This is a genomic window from Sphingobium cyanobacteriorum (genome assembly GCF_030580935.1).
GTDB classification, from domain to species: Bacteria; Pseudomonadota; Alphaproteobacteria; order Sphingomonadales; family Sphingomonadaceae; genus Sphingobium; species Sphingobium cyanobacteriorum.
Map to the genome: position 1 here is coordinate 95,348 of NZ_JAUQOM010000006.1, position 14,531 is coordinate 109,878.

The following is a 14,531-nucleotide window of genomic DNA, read 5'->3' on the forward strand; positions in this document are numbered from 1 at the left end:
TCGTCATCCTGCTGTCATGCCGCTTTCATCGCGCCGCCGCCGTTCGGAAGCGGTGGCGTCATGCCGCTCTGCCAACCCCCTGCGCCAAGGCGCGGCGTTCCGCCGACAGCCTTTGGAACATCAGGGGTAGAAATTCATGTCTCATCTGACCGACGATGCGCGTGCGGACACCCGCGCCGCGCAGCCCAGCATCGCCATGGGCGACAACAGCCTGGAAGCGATCGTCGCCGCCAATCCGGGGCGCCGCACGATTCTGAAGAACGGCCTGCTCGGCCTGTCGATTCTGCCGATGCTCGGCACGCTCGCTGCCTGTGACGATGATGGCGATGCGGCCACGCCGACCCCTGCGCCGACGCCGACGCCACCCCCCAGCTATGGCATCAATTTCGCGCCGGTCGCCGCCAACATGAACGACACCGTGACCGTGCCGACCGGCTATACCGTCGATGTGCTGCTCAAGGCGGGCGATTCGATCGAAAGCGGTACGCCCTATTCAGGCAGCTTCCCGACCCCGGCCGACGCCGAAAAATGGGCTGGCGGCAACCATGACGGCATGGAATATTTCGAACTGTCCGGCACCGACGCCAACAGTGGCGGCCTGCTCGCGCTCAACTTCGAATATCCCGATTTCAATATCCTCATGGCAGGCAGCTACAATGCCGCTACCGCCACTGCCGACCAGAAGGCGCTGGCCCTGTCCGCCGTCGGCATCGGCGTGGTCGAAGTCGCCAAGGCGTCCGACGGGAAATGGTCGGTCAAGTCCGGCTCGCGCTTCAACAAGCGCTATACCGGCAACAGCAGCTACAAGGCGAGCGGCCCGGCTTCCGGCCTGCTGTCCCCCACGATCAAGGGGATGCTGAACAACTGCGCATCGGGTCGCACGCCCTGGGGCACCTATCTGACCTGCGAGGAGTCGACCGACAATTATCTCGACCCGACCCAGCCGGAGGAAAATTATGGCTGGGTGGTCGAAATCGACCCCTATCAGGAACTGGACCTGCCGACCAAGCGCACCGCGCTTGGCCGTTTCGACCATGAAAACACCGCCTATATGGCGAACAGCGACAGCCGCGTCGCTTTCTACATGGGCCATGACGGCACGCCGGGCTGCATCTACAAATTCGTCTGCGACCGCGCCTATAGCAGCACGAACCGCGCCGCCAACCGCGACATGCTGGACAATGGCACGCTCTATGTCGCCCGCTTCAACGCGGACGGCACCGGCGAATGGCGCGCGCTGGTCCATGGCCAGAATGGCCTGACCGTCGGCGCGACCGATCCCGGCAATGTCAGCCAGGGGCCGCAGACCCCCGCGATCGTCGACTTCGCCAACCAGGCCGAAGTCATGGTCAAGTGCATCTCGGCGGCGCGCGTCGCGGGCGGCACCGTGATGGACCGGCCGGAATGGATCACGGTCGCGCCCGACAACAGCGCCGTGTTCGTGACGCTGACCAACAACAGCGGTCGCAAGGTGACGGACGCCGCCAACCCGCGCACGACCAACCGCCACGGCCACATCATCAAGTTCAAGGAAGCGGGCAATTCGCCGCTTGCCATGACGTTCAACTGGGAAATCTTCCTGCTGGCGGGCGACCCGACACTGGCCAATTTCGGTGCCGCCACCGACGATCTGGAAGGCAATATCAACGGCGACACCTTCTCCAGCCCTGATGGCATCCGCATCGATCCCAAGGGACGGCTGTGGGTCCAGACCGACCATTCGGTCCCCGGATCGTCGGGCGATTCGGCGCGCACGATCGAACAGATTTTCGGCCAGAATGCGATGTTCTACATCGATCAGACGACCAAGAAGTCGATGCGCTTCCTGGTCGGGCCGAAGGGTTGCGAGATCACCGGCCTTGCCTACACCCCTGACCTGACCAACTTCTTCATCAATATCCAGCATCCGACCGGCGACTGGCCGATCGCGGGGCAACAGCCGCGTTCCTCGACCATCGTTGTGCGCCGTACCGACGCCAAGCCGGTAGGCAACTAGGCAGCATGCGACAAGTCCTGCCCCATCAGGGGCGGGACGGGTGGGGCGGTCCGGCCAGGATCGCCCTTTCCTGTGCGCGCTGGACAGGGGCGGCGGAAACCGGCCGACAGCAAAAGGCCCGTTCCCTTGTGGGGACGGGCCTTTTGCTTGATGGAAAACCGATCAGGCGCGGGCCTGAACCCGCCGCAGCTTACTTGATCTTGGCTTCCTTGAACTCGACATGCTTGCGCACGACCGGGTCATATTTGCGGAAGCTGAACTTTTCGGTCTTGGTGCGCGGATTCTTCTTCGTGACATAGAAGAAGCCAGTGTCAGCCGTGCTGACGAGACGAATCTTGACGGTTGCCGGCTTGGCCATGGCCCTATTCCCTGGTCGTAAAGTGCATAAAAAGAAAAGCGGCTCGCCATGCTGAGTGGCGGACCGCCCCGTTTCAGTGGCGGCCCATGCGGCAGATTCGTGCCTATGTCAAGGCGCGGCGCGTGATCGATCCAGCCTTTACGCGCCTTTAACCAGCATGAGCCTATGATGGAAATAGGTGAAAAGAGGGAGTCTTTCCCATGCGACATGATCCGATGCTGGCCATTCTGGCCGACCTGATGCGCCGCGTCGACGGACTGGCAAGCCAGCGGGGGCATGTGTCGGTTCCCCGGCTCCATGATGAAGTCGACCAGATTCGCCATATCGCCCGTGCCTTCCACCTCGACGCGGTCGAAGGCTTCGCCGCCACGCTCGAATCGGCGCTGTCGCTCCATGGCCTGGGGCCGGTGGTGCTCTCCTATCTCGACCTGATGCGCGACGCGATCGCTGCCGACATGCCGATCGCCGACATCGTGCCGATCCCGTCGCGCGCGACCGCTTCCGTCACCGTCCTGCGCGCCTGATCTTCGCGCGCCGATGGACGCCCTGCTGCTTGCCCTGCTCGGCTGCCTGCTCGGCGAAATCGGTGACAAGAGCCAGTGGCTCGTCCTGGCACTCGCCACCCGCCATGATCGCAACGGCGCGGTCATCGCCGGCATCATCATGGCTGCGGTCGCCAATGCGGCGATCTCTGCAATCGGTGGCGCGTGGATCGGGCCGATGCTGGGGGCGGACGCGCGGCTGCTGTTCCTTGCCCTCGCCATCCTGTTTCTGGGCGTCGGCTTGTTCTGGCGCGTGGCTCCACCCGACACGCTCGATGGCTGGCGCACCGGCGCCTTCCTCACTACCGCGCTCGGCCTGTTCATCCTGGGGTTCGGGGACGGCCCGCAATTCCTGATCCTGGGCATCGCCACCCGCACCGGCGATCCCGTGCTGGCGGGGATTGGCGGCGCGATCGGCGTGATCGTGGCGCTGGTGCCGGTGGTGCTGGCGCGCGACCGGCTGCTCGCGGTCCTGCCGCTCCGGGCGATCCGCTGGACTGGCGGCGCGTTGTTGCTCGTCAGTGGCGTGGTCATGGGCCTGTCGGCCACTGGCCTGCTCTGATCGACCCGTTTCATCAGCCTGATCGGGATTTCCACCAGGAAAAAATGGCACCAACTGCCCGCGTGATCATTATATGTCCGAAATCATTTCCGCGAACAGGAGGATAGTGCATGACCGCGCCCGACCTAAAGACCCCGACCGACCTCAAGAGCAATGCGACCAAGTCCGTGGCGGAGGCGCTGAACGGTGCGCTGGCGGACAGTTATGCGCTGTATCTGAAAACCAAGAATTTCCACTGGCACGTCTCCGGCCCGCATTTCCGCGACTATCACCTGATGTTCGACGAGCAGGCGACCGAGATCCTCGGCACCACCGACCTCATCGCTGAGCGGGTGCGCAAGACCGGCAACACCACGTTGCGGTCGATCAGCGACATTGCCCGGCATCAGACGATCAAGGACAATGACGCCGACTTCGTCACGCCCGCCGACATGCTCAAGGAACTGCGCGACGATAATCTGGCGCTGGTCGAAACCTTCCGGGCGGTGAAGGCCGCCGCCACAGAAGCAGGGGACAACGCCACCGAAGGCATTGTCGACGACTGGACCGACCAGGCCGAACAGCGCGCCTGGTTCCTGTTCGAAGCGGCGCGGGGCGCGTAAGCCTCTTTCCCCCCGTCCGGTTCGAGAGGCGCGAACCGGACGGGGGGAAAGATCATGCCTCGCTGAGCTTTTCGATCGCCACAATCTCCACCGTATCCGGCTTGCCAGCGAAATCGACCATTTCACCCGCCGCCGCATCCATCATTGCGCGGGCAAGGGGGGAAGAGAAGCTGATCCGCCCCTCATTGGGGTCAGCCTCGTCATCGCCGACGATCGCGACCGTCTTTTCCTGCTTGTTGAGCCGATAGGTGACGCGCGTGCCGAAGGCGACCGCGTCGCCTTCGGCCGCGGGTCGCAGTTCCGCCGTGGCCAGCCGCGTGCGCCAGTAGCGCAGCACCCGCTTGTGCTTCTTGGCGGCCTCCTCGTCCATGCCAGCGGCATCCGCGCCTTCCAGCGCGTCCACTGTCTCCCGCGTCAGCCGCAGCCCCCGCGCCGTCACCCAATTGGGGCCGGGCGGGATCGGCAGTTCGAACTTCGGCTCCATATGCTCATCGTCGCTCTCGCGGCGGAAGGCGACGCTCATTGACCGACTTCGTTCATAACTGATGCCTCTAGTTCGAATTTCTCCGTTGCTTTCTGGACGCAACGAACCTACACGTTTGGATGTGGTCAGAGTTGTATCTGTCCAACGCGAGCTGTCTTTGGGCAGCTTTTTTTATGCCTTAAGGATTCGGCGCTCAGTGGAACATCTCCCTTGGGTGTTGGCGCGCTTCTTGGCTCTTGTCATTCAAACCATCGTTACGGCCATCACGGACCGACGTCGCATTTCGCGCAAACGTCGGATCATGATTAAGTGGGGCTCGTTCTGGCTTGAATGGTCGAGCGCCGAGAAGTTCTCCGACATTCACTGACAGCTCTCAGATTACCCCCGATAAGGTGATTCTGAGCGCGATGGCGCTCGTCCTGAGAACAAGCATCGTTCAATCCTCGTCGAACAGCCCTGCCAACTGCTCCACCATCGTCCCGCCCAGTTGCTCGGCATCCATGATCGTCACGGCGCGACGATAATAGCGGGTCACGTCATGGCCGATGCCGATCGCGACCAGTTGCACCGGCGACCGATTCTCGATCCAGTCGATCACCTGGCGCAGATGCCGTTCCAGATAGGTGCCGCTGTTCACCGACAGGGTGGAATCGTCCACCGGCGCGCCATCGGAAATCACCATCAATATGCGCCGCTCTTCCTGCCGCGCGATCAGCCGGCTGTGCGCCCAGAGCAGCGCCTCGCCATCGATATTTTCCTTGAGCAGCCCTTCGCGCATCATCAGGCCCAGATTCTTGCGCGCGCGCCGCCACGGATCGTCGGCCTTTTTATAGATGATATGGCGCAGGTCGTTGAGCCGCCCCGGCATCGGCGGTCGCCCGGCGGCCAGCCACTGCTCGCGCGCCTGTCCGCCCTTCCACGCCCGCGTGGTAAAGCCCAATATCTCGGTCTTGACCCCGCACCGTTCCAGCGTGCGCGCCATGATGTCGGCGCTGATCGCGGCGATGCTGATCGGCCGGCCGCGCATCGACCCGCTATTGTCTATCAGCAGCGTGACGACAGTGTCGCGAAACTCGGTGTCGCGCTCGATCTTGTAGGACAGCGATCGTGTGGGATCGATCACGATCCGCGCCAGCCGTGCCGCGTCCAGCATGCCTTCTTCCTGGTCGAAGTCCCAGGATCGTGACTGCTGCGCCATCAGGCGCCGTTGCAAGCGGTTGGCGAGCTTCGTCACCGCACCCTGCAAGCTCACAAGCTGCTGGTCCAGGAAGCCGCGCAGCCGCACCAGTTCATCTTCGTCGCACAGATCCTCAGGACTGACGATCTCGTCAAATTTCAGCGTATAGGATTTATAGTCGAAGCCGGGCGGCAGGTCGGACATCGGCCGGTTGGGGCGAACCGGCATCATGCCTTCTTCGCCCATATCGTCCGCGCCTTCCTCGCTGTCGGCGTCGAACTCGTCGCTATAGTCGGTGTCGCCCTCTTCGGTGTCGCCGCCCTGGTCCTCGGCGCGCGCCTCGGCGTTCATGTCGCTGTCGCCGGCCTCGTCCTGGCCGCTCTCGCCCTCTTCCTGGCTGTCCTCCTCGTCCTCACCCTCATCCTGCGATTCAGGCTCGTCCGTATCGGGCGGCACATCGGCGTCGATCAACTGGAGATGCTCCAGCATCGCGGTGGTCAGTCGCTGGAAAGCCCGCTGATCGTCGATCGCCATGGTCAGCGCGTCCAGGTCCGCGCCGGCCTTGTCCTCGATCCACTGGTCAACCATCGCCACGCCGGCCGCGACATCTTTGGGGATCGCCTGTCCGGTCAGCCGCTCGCGGACCTTGAGCGCCAGCGCGGTCGAAAGCGGCACCTCGTCCGCCGATCGTGCCCGGCGGATCGCGTCGGACTTGAGCCGCAGGTCGAGCGCATGGTTGAGGTTGGCGCGCACCCCCTCCATCTGCCGTGACCCGATCGCCTCGACCCGCGCCTGCTCGACCGCGTCGAACACCGCCCGCGCAACGGCTTCACCGGGGGCGGAGGCGGCGTGGATCTTCGCGCTGTGGTGCCGCAATTTCAGCGCATTGGCATCCGCAAAGCCCCGTGCCAGCGCCACCTGATCGGCGGGCAGGGCACGACCGGGCGCAGGCACCTTGATCGCCTTGCCCGCAGCATGGGGCGCATCAGCGGTGAAACCGACTTCCACCTCCGCATCGCGTGTCATCGCGCGCGCTGCGCCGGACAAGACATCCTTGAAGGCGTCGAGGGGGGATTTTTCGCTCACGGACGCTCCGGTTCGCCGATGCGCGGCACCGCGATCGTCTCGATCTGCGTCTCGACCTCGGCCATCAGCTTGTGAACCGGGCATTTGGCGGCGACGGCGATGAGCTTGTCGTGCTGCTCGTCGCTTAGTGGCCCGGTCAGCGCGATCCGCGTGGTCAGCTTGTAGATGCCCTTGCGTTCCTGGCTTGCGTCGCGAACTACGCCGACATGGATGCCCTCCAGCGGCATCGCGTTGCGCTGCGCATACCAGAGCATCGTCATCGCTTTGCAAGCTCCCAGCGCCGCATCATACAGGTCATGCGGGTCCGGCCCGGCATCATCGCCGTCGGGGGCGGCCATGTCCGCGACAATCTCGTGCCCCCGGATGCTGATCCGGTGGGCGGTGCCGTCCTTGGGGTCGATCCGTTCGACGACGATCATCGCTGCATCACCATCTCGTTTGACAAGGGCTGGCCGGTGAGCATGCAGGGTTCGGTTTGTCCGTCCCAGTATGTATCCATTACCAAACTCCTTGATCCGCCTCTATGATCGGCTCCGGGCCAGCCGACAATGCCTGTTATTACATGTAAATGAAGATGATCTGCGTTTCGACATTTATGGGTTTGAACAAAGCCGGGCCGATGGGACGGCGAAATTCAAAGGCGGCCGTGCCGTTGACCGTGTCGACGGATTTCACCTCGACTGTCGCTCCCAAAATATTGTCAAATTTTGCCGGATAGGGGATTTTCTTCGGATTGAACTTGAACTGAGGATAAAGCTCCGATGGCGGCAGGAATTTTTTGTCCCGATAATTGCCACTGAGCAAATAGGTGAATAATTGACGCTGGCCTTTGCGATAGAGTTGCAACTCCATATGCAATTCGCCCGTTAGAGTCTCCAGCTTACGGAATATGAGGCGAACTTCGCTCGCTCCCTCATCTGGAACGATCTTGTCTAGCGTAAAGGGCACTGGAGCTATCGCGACCGCCTTCTGCAATAGCTTGTCCTTGGTGCCAGCCAGAACCATATGGTCGATCTTCTGGTCATGGTCTGTATCGGTGAAGCAGAAACGGACAATCGGTTCCCATCGGGAAAACCAATCGCCAATCATCCATTCAGCGAACTTTGACCGGGTTCGTAGATCGCTGCCACAATAATAGACCGATGCATCCAGTCCTGTATTCTCTTTAGCCCGGCTCGGCACCATCACTGTCGTCAACTGTGTGCCGACCTCATAATCCTCCGCGAACTTGTCGAACGTGACATGCAGGGGGGCGGTCAGCTTCACCCGTTCAAGGTCATAGACTTTGGCGGTCAGGAGCGTATCGCCAACCTTGGCCGTCACCGGCTGCCCCAGCGGCACTGAAGAAGGGTCGGCGACGACCAGTTGCGGAGGGATCGACACCGTCAGCCGCGCTGCTGTCAGTGTCAGCAAGAGCGGTAGCGCCAGCGCCATCCTTACCAGCCAGCCAAAGCCCATTACTTGATGTTGAGCAATCATTTGCAGCCCCCCCCAATCTTCGGTGCAAACGCTCAGTTCGCCCGGCTCGCCACGCTTTCCGGTAAATCCTTGCCGAACACGCGCTGATAATATTCGGCGACCAATGCCCGCTCCGCCTCATCGCATTTGTTGAGGAAGCTCAGGCGGAAGGCGAAGCCGACATTCTTGAAGATGAGGGCATTCTGCGCCCAACTGATCACGGTGCGGGGCGACATGACGGTCGAAATATCGCCGTTGATGAAGCCCTGCCGGGTCAGTTCGGCGACCTTGATCATGTTCTCGACTTCCTTGCGGCCGCCGGCATGATCATATTCGCCCGACTTGGCCAGCACCACCTGCGCCTCGGTCGCGGCGGGCAGGTAATTGAGCGCCACCACCAGGTTCCAGCGGTCCATCTGGCCCTGGTTGATCTGCTGCGTGCCGTGATAGAGGCCGGTCGTGTCACCCAGGCCCACGGTGTTGGCGGTCGCGAACAGGCGGAAATGCGGGTTGGGGCGGATGACGCGATTCTGGTCGAGCAGCGTCATCTTGCCGTCGGTTTCCAGCACGCGCTGGATCACGAACATCACGTCCGGGCGGCCCGCGTCATATTCGTCGAACACCAGCGCGACAGGGCGCTGCAACGCCCAGGGCAGCAGCCCTTCACGAAATTCCGTCACCTGCTGCCCGTCCTTGAGCACGATGGCGTCGCGCCCGACCAGGTCGATGCGGCTGATATGCGCGTCCAGGTTGATGCGGATGCACGGCCATTTCAGGCGCGCGGCGACCTGTTCGATATGGCTCGACTTGCCGGTGCCATGATAGCCCTGCACCATGACGCGCCGGTTGAACGCAAAGCCCGCCAAAATCGCCAGCGTGGTGTCGGGATCGAACACATAGGCGGGGTCCAGGTCGGGCACGCGCTCGTCGGCCTGGCTGAACGCCGGGATTTTCATGTCGACATCGATGCCGAACATCTCGCGCGCATCCACCTCGCGATCGGGCGCGTCCAGCAGCGTTTCGGCGCGGGTGTCGGGCTGGACGTTGGAAATATCAGTCATCGGGTCATCATCTTCCTGCGAGTCACTCCAGCCCCTAACCGATAATTTCGGCCCCTGTCGATAGAGTGGGGCCTTGTTCCGCCCGGATCAAGCTGCCCTTTACGCCTAATTGGCCTTCGCGCCGGCCATGCCGGTCAAGCGAAAGCCGCCGCCTTGCGCAGATGGCCATAGGCTTCGATCACGCCCTGCAACGCGCCTTCATGGCTGCGGTCGCCGCCATTATGGTCGGGATGATAGCGGCGCAGCAACTGGGTGTAGCGCGTGCGCAGCGCCTTGCGGTCGGCATCGACGCCCAGGCCCATCACCGACAATGCCTTGCGGTCCTCGGCCGACAGGAACTGGCCGTCCTGCCGCATCTGCGCGTCGGCCCGCGCCTTGGCCACCCGCTCGCGGAACTTGGCCCCGATCGCGTCCAGCGGGTCCTGGAAATCCGACCATTTGGGTGGCGGACTGGCGCCGTTGGTCGAAAAAGCCCGCGTCTCCCGCTCCCAGCCGGCATAGGGGCGCTGCGCGGCGGCGATCTCATCGGGGGTCATGCCGGTGAAGAAATTATAGCCCTGATTGAACTGGCGCACATGCTCCAGGCACAGCCACCGCCAGCGCGGTCCATCCTGCCGGGCGCCCGACGGCGTCGCTCGACTGGTTTCCTCCGGCGGGGCGCGGAATTCGCCCGCTTCGGGGCAGCCCGGCACGGCGCAGGGCCGGTCGCCTTCCACGCGGCCGTGGAAGCGGTTGAAGCGGCGGGTCGAAAAGGGGTCGCTACTCAAGATTGTCCTGATGGCATGGCTGGCAAAGCAGCCTATATAGGGGACATGACCACCGACCTCAAAGGCCCCGTTGCCACCGAAATCGACATGCGGCTGCGCGCCGCCCTGTCGCCTGCGCATCTTGCCGTCATCGACGACAGCGAAAAGCATCGCGGTCATGCCGGCCATGACGGGTCGGGCGAAAGCCATTTCACGGTCGATATCGTGTCGGATCGCTTTGTCGGGCAAAGCCGGGTCGCGCGCCAGCGGCTGGTCAACGCTGCGCTCGCGGACCTGTTGCGGGACAAGGTCCACGCCCTTGCGATCAAGGCGCGCGCGCCCGGCGAAGCATGATGACCCCCGACGATTTCATCATCCAGGCGATCACCCCGACCACCCATGATCTGGGCGATTTCAGGGTGCATCGCTCCCTGCCGGTCAAGGGGCGCACCATGGTCGGCCCTTTCATCTTCTTCGATCAGGCCGGCCCGGCCCGGATCGCGCCGGGGCAGGGGATCGACGTGCGGCCCCACCCGCATATCAACCTCGCCACCGTCACCTATATGTATGAGGGCAGCTTCCTTCATCGCGATTCGCTGGGGACGCAGCAGCTGATCGAGCCGGGCGCGGTCAATCTGATGACTGCGGGCAAAGGCATCGTCCATAGCGAACGATCACCCGACGAGGACCGCGCCAGACCGTCCAGATTGTCCGCGATCCAGACATGGCTGGCCCTGCCCGACCGCTTCGAGGAGATGGACCCTGCGTTCGAGCATGTCGGGGACGGCGGCCTGCCGGTCATCGAGGATGGCGCGGTGCGGGCGCGCGTCGTCATGGGTTCGCTCTGGGGCGTGACATCGCCTGTCACCACCTATGCCCAGACCATCTATGCCGACATCCAGTTGTCGCCGGGCGGACGCATTGCGATAGATCCGTCAGCGGACGAGCGGGCGCTCTATGTCTCCGGCGGCGACGCCGCGCTCGACGGGATGCTGCTTGCCCCGCAGACGCTCTATGTGCTGCGGCCGGGCATCGCCGCCACGCTGATGAGCGTGGATGGCGGCCGGGTCGTGCTGTGCGGCGGCGAAGCCTTTACCTCGTCGCGCCATGTCTGGTGGAATTTCGTGTCGTCGACCACTGACCGGCTGATGCAGGCGCGTGAGGACTGGGAGGCGATGCGCTTTCCCCTGATCCCCGGCGATGATCAGGAATTTATCCCGATCCCGCAGGGCCGGCCCAAGACGGTCAGCTATCCCTGAGCATCCGGTTCAGGCCATGTCGGTTCAGGGCATGTCGGTTCAGGCCATGTCGGTTTAGGGCACGAAGGTCAGCGACAGATTTTCGGCATTTTTGGGAATGTCGATCCGGCTTTCGTTGATCGCGGCTTCTTCGCCCGGCTTCAGCCGCGTCTTATCGGCCTTGGTCGTCCAGCTGAACACCAGCCGGTTCTGCCGGTCGCGCAACTGCACCAATACCGGCGGCACCGCCAAAGTCTGCGCACCGCTGTTCACGATCCGCGCGCCAAAGGCGAAATATTCCTCTCCTGTCGGCAGTTTGCGCCGCTCGGCCGGCTTGGACAGATAGAAGAGCAGGTCGGGATCGCCCTCTTCGGGCAGGATACCCATCGCCACCATCCAGGATGGCGGCCCGAAATAATAGAGCGCACCGCCTGCCGCGGCCACGAACAGGAAAAAGCCGGTAGCAGCATAGGTCCAGAGCTTGAGCGGATTGCGCCGCCGCTTGAAGGGCGGCGCGGGCGCGAAGGGGCTTTCCTCCACCACCGCGACCGGCGCGCCGGCGTAGATGTCGTCGAACCGATGATTGGCAGGCGTCGTGGCAGGAATATTTTCTGTTTCTGTCGCCTCGGCAAGGACGGGTTCGGGGGCAGGAGCTGGCGCCGGTTCAGCCGCCGCGACGAGCGGGTCGGGCGCGGGCGGCGGGGGTACGGACTGCGGTGAGACAGGTGGCGGTGCGGACGGTGCTTCCGGGACGGCCATGACCGGCGCTTCTTCGCGCATCGGCAGCACCGCCGGCTCCTGGAACCAGCTATGTTTGCACGCCGCGCAGCGGACCTGGCGGCCATTGGAGCCTACGGCGCTGTCGGGCACGACATAGCGGGTCGCGCAATTGGGGCACACCAGGATCATTTCGCTTATTAGGCATGGCAGGGACTCGCGCGCAAGCAGCAACAGGCAGACATGTGACACAATGCGACTCGCCCGATCGCGCGGCGCGGGCTTTACGGCGGGCGGTCCGCTGTGCCATGGCTGGGGCTTCGGGGATGCAGGGAGCGCGACAGCGCCGGATTTCAAAATATGTCGGCCATCGTCCAGTTCGAAAATGTCGGTCTGCGCTATGGTCTGGACAGTGAAACCCTGTCGGATGTCAGCTTTTCGCTGGCTGGCGGCGGCTTTTATTTCCTGACCGGCGCTTCGGGCGCGGGCAAGACCTCGCTGCTCAAATTGCTCTATCTGGCCCAGCGCCCCAGCCGCGGCGTCATCCGCCTGTTCGGGGAGGATGTGGTGACGCTGCCCCGTAAGCGGTTGCCGGGCTTCCGCCGCCGCATCGGCGTCGTGTTCCAGGATTTCCGGCTGGTCCCGCATCTTTCCGCTTATGACAATATCGCCCTGCCGCTCCGCGTCGCGGGCATGGAGGAAAGCGAGATCGACGCGCCGGTTGCCGAAATGCTGGATTGGGTCGGCCTTGGCGATCGCGGCCAGGCGCGACCCGCGACTCTTTCGGGCGGGGAGCAGCAGCGTGTCGCCATCGCCCGCGCCGTGATTGGCCGCCCGGAAATATTGGTCGCCGACGAACCGACGGGTAACGTCGATGCCGACATGGCGCGCCGCTTGCTGACCCTGTTCGAAGCGCTCAATCGTCTTGGCACCACCATCGTTGTCGCCACCCATGACCTTCCGCTGATCGCGCAGGTCCGCGACGCGCAGATGATGAAGCTGGACAAGGGCCGTCTCGCCGATCCCACCGGCACGTTGCGATACCCGCCGCGTTCGCAGGATCGGGCCTGATGGCCAGTCACGCCAATCGCAAGGCAGCGTCGGCCGCGCGCCATCGCCTGTTGCCGGGTGGCCGGCTGGTGGGACCTATGCCCTGGATCATCGCGATCATGATGTTCCTGACCGTGCTGTCCGCCGCCGCCGGGCTTGGCCTCGGCGCGGCGGTGCGGTCGATGCGCGCCGACCTCGCCGGCCGTGCCAGCGTGCAGGTGGTGGAAGCCGATGCGGCAGACCGTGATCGCCTGGCGGTCCGCGCCTTGCTGGCGCTGCGCGGGGCCGACGGGGTACGCGCCGCCGATCCGGTCGATCCTGCGGTGCTGGCCGACCAGCTTCGCCCCTGGCTGGGCGACGCGGCGACCAGCGGCGACCTGCCGGTGCCGGCGCTGATCGATGTCATGCTGACGCCGGGAGAGGCGGAGGTGAAGGTGGGTCGCTTGCGTCACCTGCTCGCTGGCCTGTCGCCCAAATTGCGGATCGAACCGCACGCCGCCTTCCTGCTGCCGCTCGCCGGGCTGCTGACCGCGCTGGGCTGGCTGGCCGCCGGGGTGGTGGCGTTGATGATCCTTGCGACCGGCGCGGTGGTGGTGCTGGCGTCGCGGGGCGCGCATGACAGCCATCGCGGCACGATCGACGTGCTGCACCTGATGGGATCGACCGATGTACAGATCGCCCGGCTGTTTCAGCGGCGCATCGGCCTGGACGCCTTTTTCGGCAGCGCGCTGGGCTTCGCCTTTGCGGTACTGGTGATCGGCCTGATCGGCCTGCGGCTGTCGGCGACCGGATCGGCGTTGCTGGGCGCGGTCGATCTGGATGCCTATAGCTGGCTGCTGCTGCTGTTGCTCCCGATGCTGGGCGTTCTTCTTGCCACGCTGGCCGCGCGCTGGACGGTGCTGCGTGCACTGGGCCGGTCCCTGTGATCGTCCGCCTCGCCGCTGTCACTTTGCTGTCCTGGATACTGGGGTTCGTCTGGTTCGCGATTTTCCTGCCCCAGCCGCTCGACGGGCGGCAGACCGATGCCATCGTCGTGCTGACCGGCGGCGCGGGGCGGATCGACCGGGGCATCGCCCTGTTGCAGGACGGCGCGGCCAAGCGGATGCTCATCTCCGGCGTCGATCGTTCGGTCCGGCCGGGCGAACTGGCGGCGCAATACAAGACGCCCGATCGCCTCTTCGCCTGCTGCATCACGCTCGGCCGCGAGGCGATCGACACCCGCTCCAACGCGATCGAGACGGCGCGCTGGCTGGAGCGGCGCGATTACAAGACGGTCCGGCTGATCACCACCGACTGGCATATGCGCCGCGCCGCGCTGGAACTGCGCCAGGCGTTGCCCGGCCGTGTCACTATCGTCTATGACGCCGTGCCAAGCCGTCCCAGCCTTACGGTGCTGCTGCGCGAATATAATAAATATCTGTTGCGGCGGGTTGCCGCGCTGATCGGCATTTAAG

The 14,531-nt window shown here is 64.0% G+C and carries 17 protein-coding genes; 9 read left to right on the forward strand and 8 right to left on the reverse strand.

Annotated features, from left to right (window positions below; genetic code table 11):
* Positions 1-136: 136 nt before the first annotated feature.
* On the forward strand, positions 137-1,996 hold the full coding sequence (locus Q4610_RS12940; RefSeq protein WP_304536377.1) for a PhoX family protein: 1,860 nt from the start codon (positions 137-139) through the stop codon (positions 1,994-1,996).
* A 190-nt stretch (positions 1,997-2,186) separates the two neighbouring features.
* Here Q4610_RS12940 and rpmG read toward each other — a convergent pair whose 3' ends face one another.
* Positions 2,187-2,354, reverse strand: a complete 168-nt coding sequence (gene rpmG / locus Q4610_RS12945) for a 50S ribosomal protein L33 (protein WP_066599119.1) — start codon at positions 2,352-2,354, stop codon at positions 2,187-2,189.
* A 200-nt stretch (positions 2,355-2,554) separates the two neighbouring features.
* Here rpmG and Q4610_RS12950 point away from each other — a divergent pair, with 200 nt between their 5' ends.
* From Q4610_RS12950 to Q4610_RS12960, 3 genes are all read left to right on the forward strand, one after another.
* Complete coding sequence (locus Q4610_RS12950; protein ID WP_304536378.1) at positions 2,555-2,878, forward strand: hypothetical protein; 324 nt, start codon at positions 2,555-2,557, stop codon at positions 2,876-2,878.
* A gap of 13 nt (positions 2,879-2,891) precedes the next feature.
* A complete protein-coding gene (locus tag Q4610_RS12955) occupies positions 2,892-3,458 on the forward strand; it encodes a TMEM165/GDT1 family protein (RefSeq protein WP_304536379.1) in 567 nt (188 codons plus the stop codon).
* Between the two features lie 110 nt (positions 3,459-3,568).
* Positions 3,569-4,060, forward strand: coding sequence for a Dps family protein (locus tag Q4610_RS12960; RefSeq protein WP_304536380.1), 492 nt, complete (start codon positions 3,569-3,571; stop codon positions 4,058-4,060).
* A 52-nt stretch (positions 4,061-4,112) separates the two neighbouring features.
* On the opposite strand, the gene Q4610_RS12965 is transcribed toward Q4610_RS12960, so the two are convergent.
* The 6 genes from Q4610_RS12965 to Q4610_RS12990 all read right to left on the reverse strand — a co-directional run bounded on the left by Q4610_RS12965 (position 4,113) and on the right by Q4610_RS12990 (position 10,093).
* Positions 4,113-4,583, reverse strand: coding sequence for a GreA/GreB family elongation factor (locus Q4610_RS12965; RefSeq protein ID WP_304536381.1), 471 nt, complete (start codon positions 4,581-4,583; stop codon positions 4,113-4,115).
* A 397-nt stretch (positions 4,584-4,980) separates the two neighbouring features.
* Positions 4,981-6,807 carry a cobaltochelatase subunit CobT gene (gene cobT / locus Q4610_RS12970; protein WP_304536382.1) on the reverse strand — a complete coding sequence of 609 codons (1,827 nt, stop codon included), beginning with the start codon at positions 6,805-6,807 and terminating at the stop codon, positions 4,981-4,983.
* On the reverse strand, positions 6,804-7,226 hold the full coding sequence (locus Q4610_RS12975) for an OsmC family protein (protein ID WP_304536383.1): 423 nt from the start codon (positions 7,224-7,226) through the stop codon (positions 6,804-6,806). The genes cobT and Q4610_RS12975 overlap by 4 nt, the downstream gene beginning before the upstream one ends.
* Before the next feature lie 139 nt (positions 7,227-7,365).
* Positions 7,366-8,286: a hypothetical protein gene (locus Q4610_RS12980; protein WP_304536384.1), complete on the reverse strand. Its 921-nt coding sequence runs from the start codon at positions 8,284-8,286 to the stop codon at positions 7,366-7,368.
* Positions 8,287-8,318: 32 nt separating this feature from the next.
* Positions 8,319-9,326: a cobaltochelatase subunit CobS gene (gene cobS, locus Q4610_RS12985; RefSeq protein WP_304536385.1), complete on the reverse strand. Its 1,008-nt coding sequence runs from the start codon at positions 9,324-9,326 to the stop codon at positions 8,319-8,321.
* A gap of 134 nt (positions 9,327-9,460) precedes the next feature.
* Entirely contained in the window at positions 9,461-10,093 is a 633-nt protein-coding gene (locus Q4610_RS12990) for a J domain-containing protein (RefSeq protein ID WP_304536386.1), read from the reverse strand.
* A 45-nt stretch (positions 10,094-10,138) separates the two neighbouring features.
* On the opposite strand from Q4610_RS12990, the gene Q4610_RS12995 reads away from it, so the two are divergent.
* Both Q4610_RS12995 and Q4610_RS13000 read left to right on the forward strand, forming a co-directional pair.
* Positions 10,139-10,426, forward strand: a complete 288-nt coding sequence (locus Q4610_RS12995; protein WP_304536510.1) for a BolA family protein — start codon at positions 10,139-10,141, stop codon at positions 10,424-10,426.
* Complete coding sequence (locus Q4610_RS13000; protein WP_304536511.1) at positions 10,426-11,331, forward strand: pirin family protein; 906 nt, start codon at positions 10,426-10,428, stop codon at positions 11,329-11,331. The genes Q4610_RS12995 and Q4610_RS13000 overlap by 1 nt, the downstream gene beginning before the upstream one ends.
* Positions 11,332-11,385: 54 nt before the next feature.
* Here the strand turns inward: Q4610_RS13000 and Q4610_RS13005 are convergent, their stop codons facing one another.
* Positions 11,386-12,219, reverse strand: a complete 834-nt coding sequence (locus Q4610_RS13005; RefSeq protein ID WP_304536387.1) for a zinc-ribbon domain-containing protein — start codon at positions 12,217-12,219, stop codon at positions 11,386-11,388.
* Between the two features lie 168 nt (positions 12,220-12,387).
* On the opposite strand from Q4610_RS13005, the gene ftsE reads away from it, so the two are divergent.
* From ftsE to Q4610_RS13020, 3 genes are read left to right on the forward strand one after another with little or no spacing between them, the layout of a single operon-like run.
* Positions 12,388-13,098, forward strand: coding sequence for a cell division ATP-binding protein FtsE (gene ftsE / locus Q4610_RS13010; RefSeq protein WP_304536388.1), 711 nt, complete (start codon positions 12,388-12,390; stop codon positions 13,096-13,098).
* Positions 13,098-14,003, forward strand: a complete 906-nt coding sequence (locus tag Q4610_RS13015; protein ID WP_304536389.1) for a cell division protein FtsX — start codon at positions 13,098-13,100, stop codon at positions 14,001-14,003. The genes ftsE and Q4610_RS13015 overlap by 1 nt, the downstream gene beginning before the upstream one ends.
* Entirely contained in the window at positions 14,000-14,530 is a 531-nt protein-coding gene (locus Q4610_RS13020; protein ID WP_304536390.1) for a YdcF family protein, read from the forward strand. The genes Q4610_RS13015 and Q4610_RS13020 overlap by 4 nt, the downstream gene beginning before the upstream one ends.
* Position 14,531: the final 1 nt, after the last annotated feature.